General features: G+C 38.9%; 23 protein-coding genes. 4 read left to right on the top strand and 19 right to left on the bottom strand.

The annotated features are described in order from the left end of the window. Window positions 1–7: 7 nt before the first annotated feature. Window positions 8–1,219, top strand: a complete 1,212-nt coding sequence (locus C9J29_RS07080) for an ATP-grasp domain-containing protein (protein WP_008175700.1) — start codon at window positions 8–10, stop codon at window positions 1,217–1,219. An 82-nt stretch (window positions 1,220–1,301) separates the two neighbouring features. On the opposite strand, the gene C9J29_RS07075 is transcribed toward C9J29_RS07080, so the two are convergent. The 10 genes from C9J29_RS07075 to C9J29_RS07030 form a co-directional block, all read right to left on the bottom strand. Further along, window positions 1,302–3,536 (bottom strand): YheC/YheD family protein, encoded by a 2,235-nt coding sequence (locus C9J29_RS07075; protein ID WP_090001852.1) that lies wholly within the window; start codon window positions 3,534–3,536, stop codon window positions 1,302–1,304. Between the two features lie 79 nt (window positions 3,537–3,615). After that, window positions 3,616–4,047, bottom strand: a complete 432-nt coding sequence (locus C9J29_RS07070) for a hypothetical protein (protein WP_008175697.1) — start codon at window positions 4,045–4,047, stop codon at window positions 3,616–3,618. Between the two features lie 158 nt (window positions 4,048–4,205). Continuing rightward, the gene (locus C9J29_RS07065) at window positions 4,206–4,868 is read right to left on the bottom strand and encodes an HAD family hydrolase (RefSeq protein WP_089984937.1); all 663 of its coding nucleotides are present in this window, start codon (window positions 4,866–4,868) and stop codon (window positions 4,206–4,208) included. Window positions 4,869–4,893: 25 nt separating this feature from the next. Continuing rightward, the gene (locus tag C9J29_RS07060; protein WP_107921846.1) at window positions 4,894–5,085 is read right to left on the bottom strand and encodes a hypothetical protein; all 192 of its coding nucleotides are present in this window, start codon (window positions 5,083–5,085) and stop codon (window positions 4,894–4,896) included. A gap of 18 nt (window positions 5,086–5,103) precedes the next feature. Beyond that, window positions 5,104–5,475 (bottom strand): DMT family transporter, encoded by a 372-nt coding sequence (locus C9J29_RS07055; protein ID WP_089984939.1) that lies wholly within the window; start codon window positions 5,473–5,475, stop codon window positions 5,104–5,106. A 12-nt stretch (window positions 5,476–5,487) separates the two neighbouring features. Beyond that, window positions 5,488–5,811 carry a DMT family transporter gene (locus C9J29_RS07050; protein WP_008175689.1) on the bottom strand — a complete coding sequence of 108 codons (324 nt, stop codon included), beginning with the start codon at window positions 5,809–5,811 and terminating at the stop codon, window positions 5,488–5,490. Window positions 5,812–5,854: 43 nt separating this feature from the next. Then, the gene (locus C9J29_RS07045; protein ID WP_008175687.1) at window positions 5,855–6,067 is read right to left on the bottom strand and encodes a helix-turn-helix domain-containing protein; all 213 of its coding nucleotides are present in this window, start codon (window positions 6,065–6,067) and stop codon (window positions 5,855–5,857) included. A gap of 11 nt (window positions 6,068–6,078) precedes the next feature. Then, window positions 6,079–6,717: a DUF2975 domain-containing protein gene (locus C9J29_RS07040; protein ID WP_107921845.1), complete on the bottom strand. Its 639-nt coding sequence runs from the start codon at window positions 6,715–6,717 to the stop codon at window positions 6,079–6,081. A 135-nt stretch (window positions 6,718–6,852) separates the two neighbouring features. Beyond that, window positions 6,853–8,370 (bottom strand): ABC transporter permease/substrate-binding protein, encoded by a 1,518-nt coding sequence (locus tag C9J29_RS07035; protein ID WP_107921844.1) that lies wholly within the window; start codon window positions 8,368–8,370, stop codon window positions 6,853–6,855. Beyond that, window positions 8,363–9,316 carry an ABC transporter ATP-binding protein gene (locus C9J29_RS07030; protein WP_107921843.1) on the bottom strand — a complete coding sequence of 318 codons (954 nt, stop codon included), beginning with the start codon at window positions 9,314–9,316 and terminating at the stop codon, window positions 8,363–8,365. The genes C9J29_RS07035 and C9J29_RS07030 overlap by 8 nt, the downstream gene beginning before the upstream one ends. 274 nt (window positions 9,317–9,590) lie before the next feature. Here C9J29_RS07030 and C9J29_RS07025 point away from each other — a divergent pair, with 274 nt between their 5' ends. The 3 genes from C9J29_RS07025 (at window position 9,591) to C9J29_RS07015 (ending at window position 12,452) form a co-directional block, all read left to right on the top strand. Next, complete coding sequence (locus tag C9J29_RS07025; RefSeq protein ID WP_107921842.1) at window positions 9,591–10,979, top strand: hypothetical protein; 1,389 nt, start codon at window positions 9,591–9,593, stop codon at window positions 10,977–10,979. A 129-nt stretch (window positions 10,980–11,108) separates the two neighbouring features. Further along, entirely contained in the window at window positions 11,109–11,894 is a 786-nt protein-coding gene (locus C9J29_RS07020; RefSeq protein ID WP_237068765.1) for a glucosaminidase domain-containing protein, read from the top strand. A 114-nt stretch (window positions 11,895–12,008) separates the two neighbouring features. Then, window positions 12,009–12,452, top strand: coding sequence for a hypothetical protein (locus C9J29_RS07015; protein ID WP_237068764.1), 444 nt, complete (start codon window positions 12,009–12,011; stop codon window positions 12,450–12,452). 639 nt (window positions 12,453–13,091) lie between these two features. On the opposite strand, the gene C9J29_RS07010 is transcribed toward C9J29_RS07015, so the two are convergent. The 9 genes from C9J29_RS07010 to C9J29_RS06970 all read right to left on the bottom strand — a co-directional run bounded on the left by C9J29_RS07010 (window position 13,092) and on the right by C9J29_RS06970 (window position 20,499). Continuing rightward, window positions 13,092–13,424, bottom strand: coding sequence for a histidine kinase (locus tag C9J29_RS07010; RefSeq protein WP_089984948.1), 333 nt, complete (start codon window positions 13,422–13,424; stop codon window positions 13,092–13,094). A 132-nt stretch (window positions 13,425–13,556) separates the two neighbouring features. Continuing rightward, a complete protein-coding gene (locus tag C9J29_RS07005) occupies window positions 13,557–13,928 on the bottom strand; it encodes a hypothetical protein (RefSeq protein WP_107921841.1) in 372 nt (123 codons plus the stop codon). Window positions 13,929–14,025: 97 nt separating this feature from the next. After that, entirely contained in the window at window positions 14,026–14,856 is an 831-nt protein-coding gene (locus C9J29_RS07000; protein ID WP_089984952.1) for a C40 family peptidase, read from the bottom strand. Then, window positions 14,853–15,638, bottom strand: coding sequence for a serine hydrolase (locus C9J29_RS06995; protein ID WP_107921840.1), 786 nt, complete (start codon window positions 15,636–15,638; stop codon window positions 14,853–14,855). The genes C9J29_RS07000 and C9J29_RS06995 overlap by 4 nt, the downstream gene beginning before the upstream one ends. 7 nt (window positions 15,639–15,645) lie before the next feature. After that, entirely contained in the window at window positions 15,646–16,578 is a 933-nt protein-coding gene (locus C9J29_RS06990) for a S66 peptidase family protein (protein ID WP_008175664.1), read from the bottom strand. After that, a complete protein-coding gene (locus tag C9J29_RS06985; RefSeq protein ID WP_174804706.1) occupies window positions 16,575–17,528 on the bottom strand; it encodes an ATP-binding cassette domain-containing protein in 954 nt (317 codons plus the stop codon). The genes C9J29_RS06990 and C9J29_RS06985 overlap by 4 nt, the downstream gene beginning before the upstream one ends. Next, entirely contained in the window at window positions 17,515–18,588 is a 1,074-nt protein-coding gene (locus tag C9J29_RS06980) for an ABC transporter ATP-binding protein (protein ID WP_008175660.1), read from the bottom strand. The genes C9J29_RS06985 and C9J29_RS06980 overlap by 14 nt, the downstream gene beginning before the upstream one ends. After that, on the bottom strand, window positions 18,581–19,555 hold the full coding sequence (locus C9J29_RS06975; RefSeq protein ID WP_008175658.1) for an ABC transporter permease: 975 nt from the start codon (window positions 19,553–19,555) through the stop codon (window positions 18,581–18,583). The genes C9J29_RS06980 and C9J29_RS06975 overlap by 8 nt, the downstream gene beginning before the upstream one ends. Beyond that, window positions 19,555–20,499, bottom strand: a complete 945-nt coding sequence (locus C9J29_RS06970) for an ABC transporter permease (protein ID WP_036125095.1) — start codon at window positions 20,497–20,499, stop codon at window positions 19,555–19,557. Before C9J29_RS06970 ends, C9J29_RS06975 begins: the two co-directional genes overlap by 1 nt. Window positions 20,500–20,542: the final 43 nt, after the last annotated feature.

The raw sequence follows: 20,542 nt of genomic DNA, 5'->3' as shown, positions 1-20,542 counted from the left end.
AGAAGGAGTGATATACCTGAAAGCGATTGTATTTATCGGTACAAACAAATCCGGGTCTAGTCGTGAAGCAACAAGAGCAGCTGAAAGATTAGGCTATTTCACAATACTTTTCACCAATAATGAAAAACAACTTCAGCAGCGCCGATCTTACCCCGATATTCATAGAATGATACTCATTGATACTTTGAATATCGAGAGAATGAAAGAGGAAATTGATAAACTAGGAAAAACCGGATTAGAGATAAAAAGTATCGTTAGTTTTGTTGATCCATTTGTCCATGTTGCTTCCATGCTATGTGATGAATTTTGTCATAACTATACATCCTCCTCCGCCATTGAAATTATGGAGGATAAAGAAAAGACTAGAAATTATTTAAAAAACCAACCATACTCACCAAAATTTTCACTCATGAAGCCTAATGAACCCATTGCGAAAAATTTAACATTTCCATTAATCGTGAAATCACCAAAGTCAACAGGTTCAAAAGATGTACTATTAGCAACAGATGCCGACCAGCTGAATAACCACCTCAAAGCATTGCGCAGTAAAAACCCCTATGAAACGATTATGATTGAAGAATATTTGGAAGGCCCTCAATATTTAGTGGAGGCGGTCGTATATCAACGTCAATCACATGTCATTGGCATTATTGAGCAGGAAATTACCCAAGGAAAACGGTTTATCATAACAGGCTATGGAGTATTAGTGAAAGCTCCTTTGGATATTCAGGCAGGCATTGAGGAAGTTCTTCAATCCATCGTCAAAGCTTTTGATATTGAAAATGGCGCTCTTCATTTGGAACTCCGCCTGACAAAAAACGGCTGGAAGCTCATTGAGATTAACCCAAGGATTTCTGGAGGTGCTATGAACAATATGCTTCAAGCGGCTCTCGGATTTAGTTTAGTGGAAGAAACACTAAAGCTCCTTCTTGGTGAAGAGCCTAATCTTAAGCCTAGACATAAAAAGTTTGTTTACACAAAATATGTCATTGTGGAAAGCAAAGGAATATTAGAAAAAGTGATTGGCAGAACAAGAGCGACGAATTCAACTGGAGTAGTTGAGGTTTATGTTAAGCCAAGGAAAGGTACTTTATTAACCCCTCCTTTATCAATGGGTCACCGTTATGCCTATGTCATTGCACAAGGTTCAACCCTATCAGAAGCTCGGACTCATGCAACAACTGCCGCCAAAGAAATTAAATTTATTTTAAGAGTATGAAAAAAAATCCCGAATAATTGCCGCTTGCCAGTGGACAGTTACTCGGGTTTTTATATTCATTCAGTTACCTTGAAGTCATTGATTATTCTTCTTTTAATGTTTGGTCCAAATATTTCACCGTTTCAAACATATTCGTTTTACTAGCACCCTTGACGAGAATCGTATCATGAGGTTTGATGAGTTTATCTAGCAGTGCATGCAAGGCATCTTTATTAATAAAATGGTGTACCCTAGCTGGGTCCATACCCATTTCAATCGCTGCATTGCTCATTTCATCTGTCCTAAATCCATAGGTAATGAATTCATCAATGCCTTCCTCGTAAATATACTCGCCAACCTTCCGATATTCTTCTTCCCTCAACACGCCAAGCTCACGCATTTGTCCAATAATCGCCACTTTACGTTTCTTAGCAATATTCGTCAATACATCAATAGCTGCTCGGACTCCTTGTGGATGGGAGTGAACCGTATCATCTATAACCGTAATATCATCGCGCAAGTTATAAATCGTTAAGCGTCTTGGTGGCTTTTTAAAGTTGAGCCCCGCCTGAATATCCAATGGACTAAACCCTAAATAATCTGCTACTGCTACAGCATTAAGGGCATTGTAAACATGATGCTCTCCCAGAATAGGAATATACAATTCTATTTCTTGCCCATGCAGCTTCATTTTAAAGGACATGCCAATATCCTTATACTGAAGATCATATGCTCGGTAATCAGCATCTCTTTTTATACCTACCGTTAGCATTTTCCCTTTAAATTGCTGTGTCTCTAAAAATCTTGAATTATCATCATCTTTATTCAATATTAATAGCCCTTGTTGATCCATCCCATGAATCAATTCAGATTTCGCCTTTGCAACGCCTCTTACATCCCCATCAAAGTTACCTACATGGGCTAAACCAATATTCGTCACAATACTAATATTCGGTTGAATGATGCTACAGTGATTCGTAATAATACCTGGATAGGCCATGCCATACTCTAATACGACAGCCTGATGGGAATCATTAATTTCTTCCTTATGCTTTTTTGTATGCTCTGTCGTATTCCAATAATCCTTTGATTCAAACACATTCCATTGTTTTGATAAAATCGAACCGACAAATGCTTTGGTTGTTGTTTTTCCCGCACTTCCCGTAATCGCAATAATAGGAAGGTTCTTTTTGATCTCCACTGGATTGCTTTTCTGTTGTACAATCTCCTTTTTGACCTCCACTGGATTGCTTTTCTGTTGAACCATTTTCTTTTTTACACGTTTTGGATTTTTTGCAAGATACATCGCATAGCGGATGGAATTAATCACGACATCTAATTCTAAATAAAAAGCAGGAGGACAGCCTGGGCGCCAATTTACCTCATACATCCAAATTTTTTGTTGTTGATCTAAACCGACATCAATGCCAATTTCATCAATGACTTCCCCAAATTTCTCCATTTGTATGTCATCTAGATGATGAGCCAGTGCTAAAGAGAAATGCTCGAGCATTCGCCGAATGTTGTAGGCTTCTTCCTTGAACTCTTGCTCTAAAAATGGATCTAAGTAATTGGTGAATCCGCCATTGTTAATATTCGGGATGATAGAGCCATTTGGAGCAATCCGAGGATAAACAGTCGTCACCACCCATTTACCTTCCCCATTCTTTTGGACATGCAGACGGAAATCATATACTTGGCCTGCCTTTGTAATCGATTGAATATAAGGCTGCATAATAAAAGTACCAGACGCTAGCTGCTCTTTTAACAAAGCATCTAATTGAGGCTTTGAATAGATTGTGTTCGTACTATCCTTTTTAACCTCAAAATTCTTCGGTCCCGCCTTCGTAATAAAATAAATTCCTTTTCCTTTACGTCCATCAATCGGCTTAAAGACAACCCTTTTATAATAATTAATGAACTTATGAAATACATCAGCATCCTTGACAATTTCAGAAGGAATCAAATACTGTTCGAATTCCTTGGCTTCCTTTAATCGCTTCATTACATTCCATTTATTCCCTATCGAATACGTCGTAAAGGGAATCTCTTCTTTTAAGCGATCAATAATCTCCTTGGACACAGATAGCTTTTCGGGACTCCCCGCATTATAAATAACATCTGGAAAAGGCATTGTTTTCTCCTGCCACTGCCCATCCTCATAAACCTTAGCTCGAATGGAACGTTTTGCAAAATCAACACTTTTAGGTGTAAAATAGAAAAACTGTGCCCCTTCTGCCTTTGCAACTGCTGCATACGCATAAGACTTGAGAACTGTCGTTGGATCAAGCCGATGATGCAGCATACCAATAATCGTCATAGCTAAACTTCCTTTCATTAAATTCTCTCTCTATTACATTCACACTTAATCCCTTTCATATAGACAGATGCTCTAGCTCTAGTAGTTTAATATGAGGCTACCATTTAGGCTCTATGATAAATTTCCCTTTTAGCATATCTGGCTTTAATAGTTGTATCGCTGAAATGCCACTAAGTTCAATGGATTTTTCTGTACTCGTTTTTTCTAGCCTCACAACATCTGCAAGGAAATTTGTATCGTTCCCCTCATAGTCAAAGGCGCGCAGCAATGACACCGTGCCACGATATCGATCCTTATCGACATCCTCTATACGGAAAAATTCCGTTTCAAAATTCTTTACCGTATCCATTAACCTTAAATGAGCGCCACTATTGGTAATTAAAAAAAACGGAATCGTATCACTCCCAACTATTTTGACAAGCAGCTGACCGAAATATTTAGAATGAAAATCCATCATAATATCCTGAAGATCCTTCAAATCGCATAAAGCTTCGCATAAAAAATGATTTCTTTTTTTCTCACTATTCAAATTGTAGCCCCCTTTCTAGTCTGAATAAGTATCTTGGTCCCCGTAAGTTGCCCTCTCGTTATAATATGTAGCGATCAATAATATGACGACCTTTTCACAAAGAAACTAAAAAAACCTCTACCATTCGAAATGAATGGTTAGAGGTTCGAAGCATTTCATTATTTGACAAAGCATGCCAGTAGACCTTCTAAATCATATTGTTCCAAGGTATCTATTGTATGATGACCTGTAGCAAAAGGTAATTGCTTGGTGATGGTATTGGGAACAACTACCGTATGAAGCCCTGCTGCCAAAGCTGCACGTGCTCCATTCGGCGAATCCTCCATAGCGATCGCTTCACTAGCACTTACTCCTAACTGTTCAAGCGCCTGCAAATACAGCTCAGGATCAGGCTTAACATTTGTCACCGTATCAGCCGTACAATAACAATCAAAAAACTCGCGTATCCCTAGTGCCTCCACAAACCGATCAATCCATTGACGACTTGAGCTACTAGCAATACCCATTTTTAAACCCGCTTCCTTTGCTTGCTGCAAAAGATTTAAAATACCAGGTCGTATCACTTCCAATTCCATCAGCTCCGCATGCTTTGCTTGAATAGATGTACGAAATGCCTCCACATCCAAACCCATGTGATGATGTGTCACGAGATAAGTATAAGGATTAAAATCTTGAAGATTTGTCCCAAGGCATTTTGCATAAGTCTCTAACGATAATTCCACACCATATGATGCATAAGCATCCTTAAAAACCGTATACCAAGCTGTTTCTGTATCAATAATCGTCCCATCAAAATCAAAAATAATAGCCTTCATTAACATCCTCCTCCCCTAAACAGGTAATCTGCTATTCTCGCAGGCTTTCTGGCAAAGTGCCTGCTCTATCCGGCACTTTGACTGCTCTATCCCTCACTTTGCCAGTTCTATCCGGCACTTTGCCAGTTCTATCCGGCACTTTGCCTGCTCTATCCCTCACTTTGCCAGTTCTATCCGGCACTTGGCCAGTTCTATCCGGCACTTTGCCTGCTCTATCCGTCACTTTACCTGCTCTTTCCCTCTATTCCTGCAGGCTATCACGCTCTTCCACTTTGCTATCGGCCTCTCTGCCATTTCGATCTCCTTGATTCAGCAAAATCACGCCGCCTATTATGAGGGCGATCCCAAGTGCAGAGTAGAGGTTAAACAAATCGTTCCAAATGACAATGCCTACAATCACCGTCAAGGCGGTACCGACACCTGACCAGATGGCATAGGCTAGGCTTAATGGCAAGGTTTTCAAGCATAGGGATAGGCTGTAGAATGATATTCCATAGCCAAGTGCCACCGCTACAGATGGTCCTGGAACAGTAAATCCATCCGATAGCTTCAGCATAGTTGTCGCAAAAACCTCACTAATAATCGAAAGTGTTAAAAATAAATAGCCTTTCATGGCGTTTGCCTCCTAATGACCACCCGCAAGATTGAGCACCACGACACCTACAATAATACAAAGAATCCCTAGTACCTTCTTACGATTGAATATTTCCTTATATAGCACAACCCCTACAATGGCTGTTAGTGCTGTGCCTAACCCTGCCCATATTGCATAGGCGGTGCCAATGGGTATGGTTTTTAAGGTTAAGGCTAAACAATAAAAGGCCGTTCCATAGCCGACCACCACACCGAGAGATGGCCAAATACGGGAGAAGCCTTCGGTGCGCTTGAGCATGGAGCTAGCAAAAACTTCTGCTACAATGGCGATGAATAAAAAACTGAAAACCTTCATTTAAGAAAAACCCTTTCTTGCTACTATGTTTAGATGACGAAAATTAATCTTCATCCTCGACATACTCTAATATATCTCCTGGCTGGCAGCCCAAAGCCTTACAGATGGCATTTAAGGTAGAGAAACGCACGGCTCTTACCTTGCCTGTTTTTAAATTTGAAAGATTGACGATCGACACATCAACCTTCTCTGCAAGCTCACTTAGCTGCATTTTACGATCCGCTAGCATCCGGTCTAAGCGAATAATTATAGTCATATTTTCACTTCCTAAGCTGTTGCATCATATTCATCTTGGAGAAAAGCACCGTAACGGAAAATACGAGCAATGGTCCAAATCACCAAGCCACAAAGTAATAGTGTCCAATTAATGCCTGTGAAATGATAGCTGATCCCTGTAATAAAATCTGTCTTTACCAATAGTGATTCAAGCTTAAATGGTTGCATCATTAGATAGACGATATATGTACGGAATGCACTCACAGTTAAGCTCAAGACTATCACACAATACGCAATTCTTTCTATTTTTTTACTATTATCTAGTGAAAATATGATCCCTTTTGATAAATTATTTAAAATATTCCTTACTTGAACAACCATCAAAAATAAAATAGTTATGTATATTGTAGCAGTTAATACTAATTTCACGACATCTATTTTGGAGTAGTGCATATCTTGAACTGTCTGCTCGGACAGCAGCATTTCCAGCCCCTCAAAATGGATGGAAGCTGTCACACTTGCCTTGGCTAACCAACCATTTACATCATTTTCTGACACAATCATTACGCCAACCAAAATAACTGCCATTAACGCCATGCCCAAAATCATAAGAACCATGATGATTGTAAAAATCGTACGAAGCCCCTTTGTCAACAATTGAAATTCTTTACTTTGAATCGTTTTCTCCATTGTCAGCATCCCCTTCCCTCTATTTCATTATACAGTTTCTATTATCTCTATCCATAATAAATTAACGTTTATCATTAAATTATTTATGATAGAAATAAAACCCTCTTGCATACTAATGCTCGAGGGTCCTATCGTTTATTTCAGTAAGCCGGCATTTACTAGATACTCATTGGCTACTTCTGCTGCTAGCTTTCCTTCTACATTCACTTGATAATTCATTTCTCGCATTTCATCATCTGAAATTTGATCAGCCAGTTTATTTAAAGATGTTTCAATCTCTGGATACTTGATCAGTGTTTCTTGCCGTAATAACGGAGCTCCTTGATAAGGGGGGAACAGCGCTTGATCATCCTCTAATACGTGGAGCCTATATTGACGAATTTCACTATCCGTTGAATAAGCATCGAGTAGGTTGATATCTCCCGATTCAATCGCTTGATAGCGTAGCTTAGGCTCCATAGTTGCAATAGAGGGAAACGCAATATCATAGCGCTTTTGAATACCAACATAGCCATCTTCACGATCATTAAATTCTAATGTAAACCCTGCCTTAACAGCTTGTTCTATCGATTTAAGGTCCGAAATAGTTTGGAGCTGATACGTTTCAGCCAAATCCTCCGATACTGCTAACGCATACGTATTGTTATAGTTCATTGGGCTAAGCATAACCATATCAAATTGCTTTAGCATCCCATCTTTCGCCTGCTGATAGACATCTGCCTCACTGTTATTAATGGCTTCCTGCTTTAAAAACTCCGAGATGGCTGTGCCTGTAAATTCTGGGTATACATCAATACTGCCAGACTTCAACGCATTAAATACAAATGAAGTTTTTCCAAGTCCTGGCTTTAATTGCACCGTTAAGTCTGTATCCTGCTCAATTAATAACTTATACATATTGATGAGAATTTCAGGCTCCGCTCCGAGTTTTCCAGCGATAACAATTTCATCTTGGTCTTTGTTATTGAGAAGCGGAATGCAGATCATCATCAAAGCCGCAATACTGACGATACTTACAGTTATTACTGTTTTTCTGAATGATAGCGATTCAAGCTTTTTCAGTAAAACATCGAAGATCAATGCTAATATCGCAGCGGGCACAGCCCCTAAAATAATGAGTGCGGTATTATTACGATCAATGCCTAGTAAAATAATATCCCCTAAACCACCTGCTCCAATTAAAGCAGCTAATGTGGCTGTTCCAACAATTAACACCATCGCTGTTCGAATACCAGCCATGATGACTGGCAAAGCAAGAGGCAATTCAACCTTCAATAAACGTTTAGGCGTGTTCATGCCCATTGCCAAAGCTGCCTCCTTCAATGAAGGGTCCACTTCCTTAATGCCTGTATAAGTATTTCGGAGAATCGGTAACAGTGCATAGACTACTAAGGCAATGATGGCAGGAACTTTCCCAATCCCGAATAATGGAATTAATAACCCAAGTAACGCTAAAGATGGAATCGTTTGTAGCACGGCACTCATACCAATTATCGTTTCTGCTATTTTCTTTTTATTGGTTAAATAGATACCTAGAGGAATGGCAATAATGATAGCAAAAAAAAGAGCTATGAAGGAGATTTGTATGTGTTCGAGTAAGGCTGACAGAAGCTGTCCCTTTCGTTCCTGAAACATTGCTACAAAATTAGTCATGGGCTCGACCTCTTTCCTGGAAATCCTTTGCTACATATTGCAGTATAGTTGTTCGAGTCACCATACCAATCATCTCTCCATCCTCTTCCACGCCAAGAACGCTATGCTCTGTCAGTTTTTCAAGAATCGTTGTGATCGGCTCATTGATAGCAATAGTATCCCCTAGCTCACCAACACTTACGATTGGTTGCATAACCGTCCGAATATCAAACCTATTGTGAACTGGATTTACCCCTATAAATTGTTGGACAAAATCATTCACTGGATTTTCTACAATTTCCTGAGGAGATCCAACTTGAACAATTTCTCCATCTTTCATGACACATAGTCGATCACCTAGCTTCAATGCCTCCTGCATATCATGCGAGACAAAGACGATGGTTTTTTGAATCTTACGCTGCATATCCAGTAGATCATCCTGTAACTTCGTACGACTAATGGGATCTAATGCACTGAAAGGTTCATCCATCAAAATAATTTCTGGATCAGCCGCCAATGCCCGAAGAACGCCCACTCTTTGCTGCTCCCCTCCAGATAACTCCTTTGGCTTGCGCTGACGATACTTTTCAGGCTCAAGCCCTACCAATTCCAAAAGCTCCTCTACTCGCTTTTGAATTTTTGTTTTACTCCATTTTTTTAATTCTGGAACAATCGCAATATTCTCTTCAATGGTCATATGCGGAAAAAGAGCAATTTGTTGTAACACATAGCCAATACTCCAGCGTAACTCGTGAATATTATAATCACTAACTCTTTTTCCATTTATCCAAATAGTGCCTTCCGTCAATGGAATTAATCGGTTAATCATCTTCAATAAAGTAGTTTTGCCACATCCACTCGGGCCGATAATAACAAAGAATTCACCTTTTTTAATCTCCACATTGAGGGCTTTGACAGCCACATGGTCGTTACTATACATTTTTGAGACATTATCAAATGTTATCATCTGCCAGCTCCTTATAATTCGCTAATGACATAGTAAATTCATATTCGTCTATATATTTCACAAATAATAGCCCTTCCAAACATCTTTTCGAAAGCTAGTTGGTTACCCTCACCTCCAACTTCTCAGCAATTGGTAACAATGGTCATAAAACCTCTTTAAGATTTATCATAGCATTTTATTCCCAATTGCACATAACTCTACCAATCTACTAAATTGACTGTTAATTCCTCCGTATGAGAAGATAAAAAAAACGGCAATTGGGAGGTAGTGAACTATGAAGAATGTCTTTCAATTTATACCTATTAACAAACTGGCTGATAAGTTTCCCGAAAACTCTTGGTGGGCAAGCCATTACACGGATTTTAGTGAGAACGACCTTGTTGCGTACTATGAGGGAGATTTGAAGCTTCCTTTTCTTGATTTGGATTGGGACATTCCTTTCCCACAGCAAGACAATGTGATCATTATTTTTATTGATGGTCATTTGACGGTAGATCATTTATACAATGCAGAAACGGATGGTGCAATAGGACTGATGGTAATGGGCAATTTGACAGCTAAAAATATAGCTGTAGGTGGTCAGGAAATCTATGTTCACGGACATCTGACAGTAGAGGATATTTTGTGTGGCTCCTATAATCATGGGGAAACGATTGTCAATGGTCATCTTCAGGCAAACGTATTAGTTCAAGACGATGAGTATCGCTTTAACGTTCATGGACAGAAGTCACTGCAATGTATCGTCAACATTTGGCACGGAGATGGCGTTTTTCAGGAACTCCCTATCCGTATACAAGATGTGTTAATTGACGAGGTTTTTTATGATATGGATGAAGAAGAGATTGAATTTTCATTCGTCACATTGGTGAGTATCCTTAAAGAAGGACGCTCCTCACTGACTAATTTACAGGAAATCCCCCACATCAAGAAGGCAACTCATGTATATTTTACGGACCATCACATCGATGTGGAAAATATACTAAAGCTAACAAAGTGTATTTTGATGACTGGAGACAAGCCTTATTTTGACCTTGAGGAACATGGTGTGCATTTCACTGTTCAGCAAGCGCATATCGATGATGACGGAGACAAGACGAATGATAGCATTTATATGAAAACCTCCCAGTATCATTATTTTATTTGGCTCAATGAAGATCAAACCGTCTCCCTATTGAGAAAATCATTCGATGAAGGAGATGAATGGTGGGACATTACGGATTTACCTCAGGAGCATTTAGTGGATATTCAGGATCACTGGATTATGTTATTAACTTATGTAAATGTCGCTACCCTTTATGTGCCTAAAATCGAGGTTCAATATGTAGAACGAATTTTACAACATCCAGAAATTCAAGGGCTTGACGAGGATGACGATGGTTTCTGGGACGGTTCTAAATATTATAGTTTCCGTCAGGCCTATACGGATGAAGATGGTGATTTTATTCATGCTCGTATTGAAATTAAGACGCCTGATGAAGCGTATTATTTTTATTCATTAGAAAATCCATCCTATGTTTCTCGACACTACCAACCACCTAACCATTTTGGTCGCCAAGAGATAGCTTTTTTAAATACTAGACGCTGGGAGGCTTCCGAACAATATTTTGAGAGATTTAAACAATTTATGTCTCAAAATTTTAAGATAGACATTTTAGCGGAATGACATGGAACTATTTAACGTTCGCAACGTTCTATTAATGATACAAGCTATTTATATATACAGTTCTTTATTTCTCTTTCACTCTTTGTCATAATAAGAGATAGCTAATCTTTTAATAGAAGGGAGGGAGATGTGGTCACTACCAACATCAAGCCTACCATGAAATACGTAGTTAATTTTTTAAAAGGACTTATGATTGCTGTCGTTGTTATTTGTATTTCATTTTTTATGGTGACACAGTTGTTTAATACGACAGAAAAAGAAGAGCCTGTCGTCATTGATGATCGCCCGAGTGCGGAAGAATTTATCGGCGAAATCGCTGAAACTGCACGAAATCTTGGTGCCAATAATGACTTATATGCATCCGTGATGATTGCACAAGCTATTCTAGAAAGCGAGAGCGGACAAAGTGGTCTTGGCTCTGCCCCCAACTATAATCTGTTTGGCATGAAAGGCAGCTATCAAAATAATTCCGTAAAACTCGAAACGTCAGAGGATGATGGATCAGGTAATTTGTCGACCATTATGGCTGATTTCCGCAAATACCCTTCCTATGAGGCTTCTATGCAGGACTATGTAAAGCTAATGCGCAATGGTGTTTCGTGGAACAAGGAATTTTATGCAGGTGTTTTCAAGAGTAACACCAAATCCTATTCAGATGCGACAAAGTTTTTAACAGGCTCCTATGCCACTGATTCAAAATATAACGAAAAATTAAATTCACTTATCGCTCAATACGACCTACAACAATATGACAGCCCCGTAAAGAATAAGAAAACGATAACGGTCACGGATGGTGACTCTATAGTAGATATCGCCGAGGTCTATAATGTCAACGTGACTTCTATTAAACAGTGGAATCAGTTGCGTTCAGATCGACTTGAGGCTGGTATGCAATTAAATATTTATCACTATTAGTCGAAAATCTCCATGCTCAGAAATTGTGCATGGAGATTTTTTGTGCGAAACCATTCTTTTTTTCAAACGTCCTTATGTAAAAATGAGGCAAGGCAAGGAAAGGATAGGAATATAGTGACTCGTACACAACTGCTCAGCCTGATCATCATCAATCTAGTACTATTGCCAATCATTCAGCTTAGCTATAATTTATTATTTATGACTCAAATAGCTGAAAGTTTGTTTCAAATATTCCTGTTCCCACTATTCATTATTGTCTTGAACCTGTTCCTTTGTTGCTGGCGATTAAAAATATCATTTTATATCCATTGGATCTTTATTTATGTAGGACAGGGTACTGCATTAGCCTGTTATTTCGTGTGGCATTATAGTCAATTAACGCCCTTCCCACATATGCCTCTCGGTGAAGCAGCCTTTGATTTATACATGGTCACTTTTTTAATCGGGTTATGGCAGCTGGTCGCATTATTTATCATCAATATCTGTACATTTGTCGTTTATTTATTTTGGCAAACCATCCAAAATAATGACCATAAAAAAAAGCTTTATAGGATTTGACCTCATAAAGCAAGACAATAAATATGCACTGAATTGATTAGCTGGTGTATGACGGTTTCTATTTCAAACACACGCGTATCCTAACGCCCCTGTATGATTCTTTACTTGAAGCGCGTTTTTTTCCGTACATTGACCCAAAATTCCTCTCGACATATTTTTTGAAATTCTGCTTGTTTATCCTTCAAGCCTGTAATTGACGAGTGCTAATTCTTCTCTTAAAACGAAACGTAATAATTGATGTTAATCTTGCCCCAACTGTTGCTTTGAAATAAAGTTTGAGCAAAAATACCTCGAAAACCCTTATTTTCTGTTAAATTAAGAAGAATCCCTTTTGAAAAAAGATTGATCAAAACGGATTCTTCCTCTGTGAAGTATTGTTTCATTTTTATAAAAAAATTTGAGCATTTTCTGTGATCTAATCTTTAACAAATACCTATCCCTTTTCCTCTCTTAAAATGCAGGTATCGGTTTAGTAGCCTTTTGAAATTTTGAAAATGATGATTTATGAAATTGATTCAGTTAATTTTAAACATAATAAAAAAGCACTCTCTCAAGAATGCTTTATAAGTCGGAATATATTGTGGTATGCCTTTATATCTATCTCAAAATATTGCTGATACCGGTTGAAATAAACTTTCTTTAACTAGCTTGATTTTTAGGATGATTTTTACGATGAAGCTCAGTAAGATCTTTTATATAATATAATGAATAGTCATCGTTAATATCCACTTCGAAAAAGTAATAATTTTTAGTTTCTATATCTTTAACTTCTATTTCAAACAAACCCATTCCTCTCAAGTAATCGATTTCTTCTGATTTTAAATTTTCTCTAGCAATGCCATAGTTAGTCTCAATATAGTTTTCCACATAGTTGTATACGATAGCGTTTCGAGATTTAGAATTAAAATAATTGTAATTAACAAACATAACTACTATACAAAATAATAAATTAAAGATAATTATTTTTTTCATTTCCCTCTCCTTCCGCCCTATCAAGTATCAAGACTATATTTATTAATAATTACAATTTTTCAAACTATAAAAATTCGATTTTAGTGTCTTTACCTACCAATTTAACAATAAAGAAAATTTATAATAATACAATTAATTATTAATTGAAAAACTCACCATCGATATAATTGCAGAGTTAACGTTATAGTTTATATCACGTATAGTACTGTTAGGAGCTAACGTTTGAACTCTTAACATTGTACCTGTGGAAGCGTAGATATATCCAAGTCCAGGTGTCCAGTGATAATCATATGCATAATCTGCATTAGGTTCAAAAAGAGTAAAGTATTTATCAAATTTTACTGCAAGCGGTCTATTATTATCTATTTCAGTCTTATATGAGAAAAAATTATTAAAACTACTTGATGAAGCTGAATATCCTCTTGCAATCGCTTCATTTTCTAGACCTGAACGCACACCTTTTACACTCATACCATAGAAAGTGCCTCCACGATTAGCATACATGCTATTAATAATGCTCCTTTAGCAAATCAACACCACCTACTCCCCATTTGTCCTTTGAGTTTAGTATAGCTGCTTTATTGAAGTCAAAAAGAGAAGCCTATCGATTTGGCTTCTCCGGAAATAAAGAACCTACTTCTGTTAGGGTTGTGGCTAAATCATGGCGATAGAGTGCATGCTGTTTATCTAAGCTATTAATGGTCACTTCATTACCACCAAGTGAAGAATGGACATATAGATTATCGCCCATATATAAAGCGATATGGCCTGGGAAATAGAGCAAATCACCTTTTTGCCTATCCTCTTTTTCTATTTTCACAATAGGAAAGCCCTCTACCATTTTAGCATCCCGAAAAATAGTAACCCCATTTAACATATAGGCCATTGAACATAAACCGGAGCAATCAATGCCTAATGGTGATTTGCCACCCCAGCGATAAGGTGTAGCTAAATAGCTTAGCGCTGTTTGGACTACGTTTTCTCGAAAGGAATGCTCGGTTATTTGAGTTTGAGATGGCTTTTCCTGTAGCCATTTTGTGCGAACATAGCCTATTTTTCCCGACACTAATTGTATAGCAGACCACTCTTCCGGTACGTCCTCTTGCGTAACAACGCCTATACTAGAACCTTTCACAAGAGTCATCAGCTTTGTGCTTTGGATACGAGGCTGCTGTAAAACATCTGCAAAGCTTTGAATAATGATAGGCTGTGCTTCGCTGTGCCATTTAGCAGCCGTTTCTTCATCCAGTAGCAAATCAGCCTTCTGACAATATCCTTTATAACGATAAGCAGTTTGAACATATACCCAATCCTCATGACAGTCTGTCAGAATATCTACTGTCATGCCATAAAGTACCTCATCTATTAATTCAGAAGTTTCATCAGGCTTGGCATGCAAATTGGCAATCATGGCTGTTACGATAGACTTCATTGCTGTTCCTCCTTCTGCTCCATCATATGGTCATAAACAACCTTTGAAAGACGACCAATCAATTGGCGAGCCAGATCATTATCCGTTACATTTGTTATGAAAATACCAATCAGATAATCAAACGAGCTACCGTAGACAATTCCTACATCATGATCGACTGTGTCAAGCCCACCTGTTTTATGGGCCAGTTTTACATCATCCACGAGGTAACGCTTTAAGCCTTCATATACGCGCTGTCTACTTAAAATGTCGATGACCAGCTCATTGTAAGGTGATGCTAGTAAATCCTGTTGATATATTCGTGTAAAAAGATGGGCCATGTCCCGTGCAGACGTAAAGTTGTCAATCCCCATTGCAAGTCGCTCGACATCCATCATTTTTCGCTGTAGCAACGTTTCCTGTAAGCCTATTTGACGGAAATAATCATTTAAAAAATCCATTCCCACTACATCAATTAGGACGTTTGTTGCTGTATTGTCACTCGTTATAATCATCCATACTAGTAGCTCGTAAACTGTGCTTTGCGTCAGACGTTGCTCACTTATTACACTAAAATCTACCCAATCAGTAGGAGTGATTGTTAAGGCTGAATGAAGGGATATGTTGTGTTTCCCGGTATACGCTAAAACAGCTAGAAGAATCGGCACTTTTATAATACTAGCGCTAGAAAATGACTCCTCTAGTTGATGACTAAATAGGAATTGCTCGGTTTTTGGATCTTTAACAAAGAGATGTACCTTATAGGGAGTTTTTTGGATGAGATTTTGGATTTGATTCTCCATTAGACACCTACCTAACAACACGAATTCGGTGATTATCTGCATCCATTGTAATGGTTCTTCCTAAAGGCAGTGACATCGTTGGTAAACAATGTCCACACGTGATCCCTGAAATAATAGGTTTGTTAAAAGGCACTAGAATTTCCTCGAAGATCGTTTGTAGCGATAAACTTTGCTCGGGCTTTTGTGGATTTTCAGGTCCACAATTTGTCCATGCTCCCAATAAGATACCTGCTACGTCATCTAATTTCCCCGCCAGTTTTAATTGCGTTAACATCCGGTCAACTCGTTGCTCACTTTCATCAATATCTTCTAAAAATAGGATTTTTCCTTTTGTATCAATTTCATAGGGTGTACCAAGTGATGCAGTCACTAATGTTAAATTGCCCCCAATAAGTGTACCTGTAGCACTACCAGCTACGAGCTTGGACATTGGTTGGTCTACAGGATTTTCTAAGTCATACTCCTCTACCCCTACCGCCATTATTTGCTGGCAGAAGGATTGCCATGTGTAATCGTCCATCTCCTGCCTAATAAATTCAGTCGATGGCATTGGTGTATGGTACGTAACAAAGCCACTAAGCTGGTTGAAGGCTATATGTAGAGCAGTCACATCACTATAGCCTACAAAGACTTTAGGATTCGCCTTAATTACCTCAAAATCTAAAAGCGGTAAAATTTTCGTAGCCCCATAGCCACCGCGAACACAAAAAATACCGTCAATCGTTGGATCTTGAAACATTCGATGAACATCCGCTGCCCGCTGATCATCAGTGCCTGCTAAATAACCATGTCGCGCGTGACACGTCTCTCCTACAACCACCTTCAACCCAAGCTTTTCAATACTAGCTATAGCTGGCTGTAATCTATCGGGTGGAGTAGCTCCTGAAGCACTTATTAGACCAATTGTGTCACCTTTTTTCAATGCCTTTGGACAAATCATTCATTTACCTCCCGTTTCAATGAAGTACGATAAACCGTTAGCTCTTCTTCATTAGCTAAAATAAAATGGCCATCCTCAATTTCCACAAATGACGGAGGACTGTCCGCATAACGATGTTGTGCTGGATCATATATCTCAACAACTTTCTTTCGCTCCTTATAAGGATTTGGCTCCGGTACAGCTGATAACAAAGCTCTCGTATACGGATGAAGCGGACGGGTGAAAAGCTGTTCTGTTTCAGCTAGCTCGACAATTTTTCCTTGAAAAATGACGGCCGTCCGATCCGTGATAAAACGGACAACGGATAGATCATGGGCAATAAATAAAAAGGTTAAATGATTTTTTCGTTGAAGATTAGCTAATAAATTCAACACCTGTGCCCGAATGGATACGTCTAAGGCGGATATTGGCTCATCAGCAATAATAAATTCTGGCTCCATCACTAAAGCACGAGCAATGCCAATACGCTGGCGTTGACCACCTGAAAACTCATGAGGAAATCGATTCGAAAATTCCGGAAGTAGACCAACATTTACTAATGCCTTGCGTACCTTTTCTTGCCGTTCCGCTTCATCTTTATATTTTTTGGAAGGGTATAATCCTTCCGCCACTATATAATCAACCTTGGCACGTTCATTGAGCGACGCCATCGGGTCCTGAAAAATCATTTGGATTTTCTGTGTAATTTCCCTATCCCAATCTTTTGGAATTTTCCCATGAATAGTTTTGCCATGATACAAAATTTGTCCTTCGGTGACCTCGTTGATGCGCATAATAGAACGACCAATCGTTGTTTTCCCTGATCCCGATTCACCTACTAAGCCAAATGTTTCGCCTTTAAAAATATGAAAACTGACATCATCAATGGCCGTAAATTTATGCTTCCCCTTACCAAAATCAACGGTTAATTTTTTCACTTCCAGTACTATTTCTTTTTCACTCACTAGCATACTGCCTCCCCTCTGCAAAAAAAGCTTGTAAGGCAGCAGGAGGTTCTACCTTTGGAGCAAGCGGATCTAATAACCATGTTCGTGCATAATGCGTGTCACTAACCTGAAAAAAAGGTGGGCGCTCGATAAAATCGATTTTCAGTGCATATTGATTGCGCGGCGCAAAGGCATCCCCCTTTATTTCCTGAAAAAGATTGGGTGGCGACCCTTTGATCGAATACAACGCTTCTCCCTTAGAGCCGAGCTGCGGCAGGGAGGAAATAAGGGCCCATGTATATGGATGCTTACTATTAAAGAAAATTTCATGAGTTTTCCCAACCTCAATTACATCACCCGCGTACATGACCGCAATACGGTCAGCCACCTTGGCGACCACACCTAAATCATGCGTAATATAGACGATCGTTAAGCCATACTTAAGTTGAAGATTTTTTAATAGCTGTAAAATTTGTGCCTGTATCGTTACATCTAGAGCGGTTGTTGGTTCATCACATATTAAAATATTTGGCTTACAGGCAATCGCAATCGCAATGACAATACGTTGGCGCATACCTCCTGAAAATTCATGAGGATATTGCTTATAGCGTTTTTTCACATCATGTATTCCAACATCTGTAAGTAGTTTTAATGTTTCTTCATAAGCCTCCTTCCCCTTTAAGTCCTGATGCAACACCACACATTCCTCAATTTGCTTACCAATCGTTTTAAGTGGATTTAAAGATGTCATCGGGTCCTGCGTCACCATGGCTATTTCCTTCCCTCGTATATGGAGCCATTCTTGCTCTGTCGTAAATTGTCCTAGATCCTGTGCTTGGTAAATGATTCTGCCCTGCTTAATGCTGCCATTTTTGTCGAGCAAGCCCATAATAGACTTCATTAGCACAGATTTGCCCGAACCAGATTCTCCAACAATCGCTAGACTTTCCCCTTTATATAAATCAAGAGAAATATCTCGAATTGCAGTTAAAACACGACCACGTAATGTGAATTGAATAATTAGATTTTGGATAACTAATAGGCGTGATTTTTTAGATGTCACTGATTTCATCTCCTTATACATGGTTTTTTGGATCTGCTGCATCTGCAAAGGAATTACCAATTATATAAAATGCAATAGTAATGACACTTAACACAATACTCGGGAAAATCAGCTGATATCGTAAGTCTGGCGACATCATGAGCACACGCCCTTCATTGATTAAATTACCTAAGGACGGTTCACTAATTGGTAGCCCTAAGCCAATATACGTTAAAAATACTTCTGCCCCTATAGCAAAGGGAATAGCTAGACTCATACGTAACATAATGACAGAAATTAAATAGGGTAATAGATTTTTTACAATAATACGGTAATCAGGTGTCCCTAAACATTTAGAGGCTAGGTTGTATTCACGGTCCCGCAAAATAACAATTTGATTGCGAATAAACCTAGCCATTTCCACCCACCCCGTTATACACATGGCGATAATAATCGTTGATATACTTGGTCGCAAAATATAAGACATTAAAATGAGTACAATGGTTGTTGGAATATTATCAACAACGTTATACAGCTGTGTAATAGGTACCTCTAGCTTTCGCGAAAAGCCCCATAGTGTACCAACTGTAATCCCAACCACAGCTTCTACTAAGGCGACTACACAGCCAATAAATAAGGATGTCCTTGTCCCCGCCCAAATTCGTGACCATAAATCCTGCCCAATTGAGTTTGTACCAAACCAAAATTCAGCATTGGGGGTAATATTACGTGCCTGCATCCCTGTTTGCTCATCTAGGTAAATTTCCGTTGGTGATTTTTGTGCTGGTAAATACGGCTGAAGGATCGTAAAGCCAACAATAATAAGCACGCCTACTAATAAAAAAACAGCTAGTCTATTTTTCAAAAAGGATTGCCATGTGGAACGCCAATATGAGTAATTAGAATGGCCTGTTTCTTCTGCTTGTCGCGCATCGACTTCCGCAAATTCAAACAATGTTTCCCGTGATTTATTAGAAATATTATGAATTTCATTCGAATACATGCCCATTAACGTACTCCCCCTCCTTTGCCGAGTTTAATCCGAGGATCAACAAGTGCCATGGCAATATCCCCTAAAATAAGTCCGATAATACCAAGGGAGGAGAACACCAGCACTAAGCCTTGAACAATCGTATTATCCTGTCGTTGAATCGCATCAACGAGTAAGCCCCCCATCCCTGGAATGGAATACAAAGATTCGATATAAATGGAGCCTGTAATGGTGAACAAAATGGTTGCAGGTAAATATTGCGCCATTGGGATAAAGGCATTTCGCAAAACGTGCTTGAACATTAATGTTCGTTCCTTTACTCCTTTAGCCCTCGCTAGTTTAATATAGTCCTTGTTCAATTCGTCCACCATATAACGCCTCATCCACATCGCGTAGGAGGCTGTAGGAGCCAACGCCATAGAAGTTAGTGGGAGAATCCATGTAATCGGTCTATACTCATCAAAGAGCATCGGTAATTGAAAGAGATCAGTAATATACATTTGTATCACTAAATAATAAACGGCTGCAGGTACAGCAACGACAAAAACAATATAGCCTGTCCCAAGTCGATCGAGCCAACGCCCCTTACGATAGGCCATCATAATACCTAGCGGCACACCAATTAGGAGTGACAGGACAACGGCCCCTAATCCAAAGAGTAGTGAATACATAATTTTGTCCGCAATAATCGTTGTAACAGGTACATCTGTACGATAGGTCACCGATTTCCCGAGATCCCCTTGTAATAATTTCGTGTAAAAGTTTCCTAGCTGAATAAGCAATGGATCACGTAATCCTAAATTCGTTAAATAAATTTCTTGCTGAGCAGGTGACATTTTATCGGCTGCCGCACCTAAATATCCTTCCTCCGGCATTAATCGTAATAATGAAAAAACAATTGTTATAATAATAAAAAGGGTTAACACAGATTGTAAGAGTCGTTTTCCTATATATTGCAACATCGCGCCATCCTCCCATGTCAAAAAGACTAAAGGAGATGCCGAC

The sequence above is a fragment of the Lysinibacillus fusiformis genome, from assembly GCF_003049525.1.
GTDB lineage: Bacteria > Bacillota > Bacilli > Bacillales_A > Planococcaceae > Lysinibacillus > Lysinibacillus fusiformis.
The sequence above is the reverse complement of the archived record's forward strand: the minus strand, read 5'-3'. Positions and strand labels throughout refer to the sequence as shown.

Bases quoted from the DNA above. Each gene is read 5' to 3' on its own strand.
- C9J29_RS07075 (WP_090001852.1), bottom strand. From the start codon at position 3,536: ATGAAAGGAAGTTTAGCTATGACGATTATTGGTATGCTGCATCATCGG.
- C9J29_RS07065 (WP_089984937.1), bottom strand. From the start codon at position 4,868: ATGTTAATGAAGGCTATTATTTTTGATTTTGATGGGACGATTATTGAT.
- C9J29_RS07055 (WP_089984939.1), bottom strand. From the start codon at position 5,475: ATGAAAGGCTATTTATTTTTAACACTTTCGATTATTAGTGAGGTTTTT.
- C9J29_RS07050 (WP_008175689.1), bottom strand. From the start codon at position 5,811: ATGAAGGTTTTCAGTTTTTTATTCATCGCCATTGTAGCAGAAGTTTTT.
- C9J29_RS07045 (WP_008175687.1), bottom strand. From the start codon at position 6,067: ATGACTATAATTATTCGCTTAGACCGGATGCTAGCGGATCGTAAAATG.
- C9J29_RS07040 (WP_107921845.1), bottom strand. From the start codon at position 6,717: ATGGAGAAAACGATTCAAAGTAAAGAATTTCAATTGTTGACAAAGGGG.
- C9J29_RS07035 (WP_107921844.1), bottom strand. From the start codon at position 8,370: ATGACTAATTTTGTAGCAATGTTTCAGGAACGAAAGGGACAGCTTCTG.
- C9J29_RS07030 (WP_107921843.1), bottom strand. From the start codon at position 9,316: ATGATAACATTTGATAATGTCTCAAAAATGTATAGTAACGACCATGTG.
- C9J29_RS07025 (WP_107921842.1), top strand. From the start codon at position 9,591: ATGAAGAATGTCTTTCAATTTATACCTATTAACAAACTGGCTGATAAG.
- C9J29_RS07010 (WP_089984948.1), bottom strand. From the start codon at position 13,424: ATGAAAAAAATAATTATCTTTAATTTATTATTTTGTATAGTAGTTATG.
- C9J29_RS07005 (WP_107921841.1), bottom strand. From the start codon at position 13,928: ATGTATGCTAATCGTGGAGGCACTTTCTATGGTATGAGTGTAAAAGGT.
- C9J29_RS07000 (WP_089984952.1), bottom strand. From the start codon at position 14,856: ATGAAGTCTATCGTAACAGCCATGATTGCCAATTTGCATGCCAAGCCT.
- C9J29_RS06995 (WP_107921840.1), bottom strand. From the start codon at position 15,638: ATGGAGAATCAAATCCAAAATCTCATCCAAAAAACTCCCTATAAGGTA.
- C9J29_RS06990 (WP_008175664.1), bottom strand. From the start codon at position 16,578: ATGATTTGTCCAAAGGCATTGAAAAAAGGTGACACAATTGGTCTAATA.
- C9J29_RS06985 (WP_174804706.1), bottom strand. From the start codon at position 17,528: ATGCTAGTGAGTGAAAAAGAAATAGTACTGGAAGTGAAAAAATTAACC.
- C9J29_RS06980 (WP_008175660.1), bottom strand. From the start codon at position 18,588: ATGTATAAGGAGATGAAATCAGTGACATCTAAAAAATCACGCCTATTA.
- C9J29_RS06975 (WP_008175658.1), bottom strand. From the start codon at position 19,555: ATGGGCATGTATTCGAATGAAATTCATAATATTTCTAATAAATCACGG.
- C9J29_RS06970 (WP_036125095.1), bottom strand. From the start codon at position 20,499: ATGTTGCAATATATAGGAAAACGACTCTTACAATCTGTGTTAACCCTT.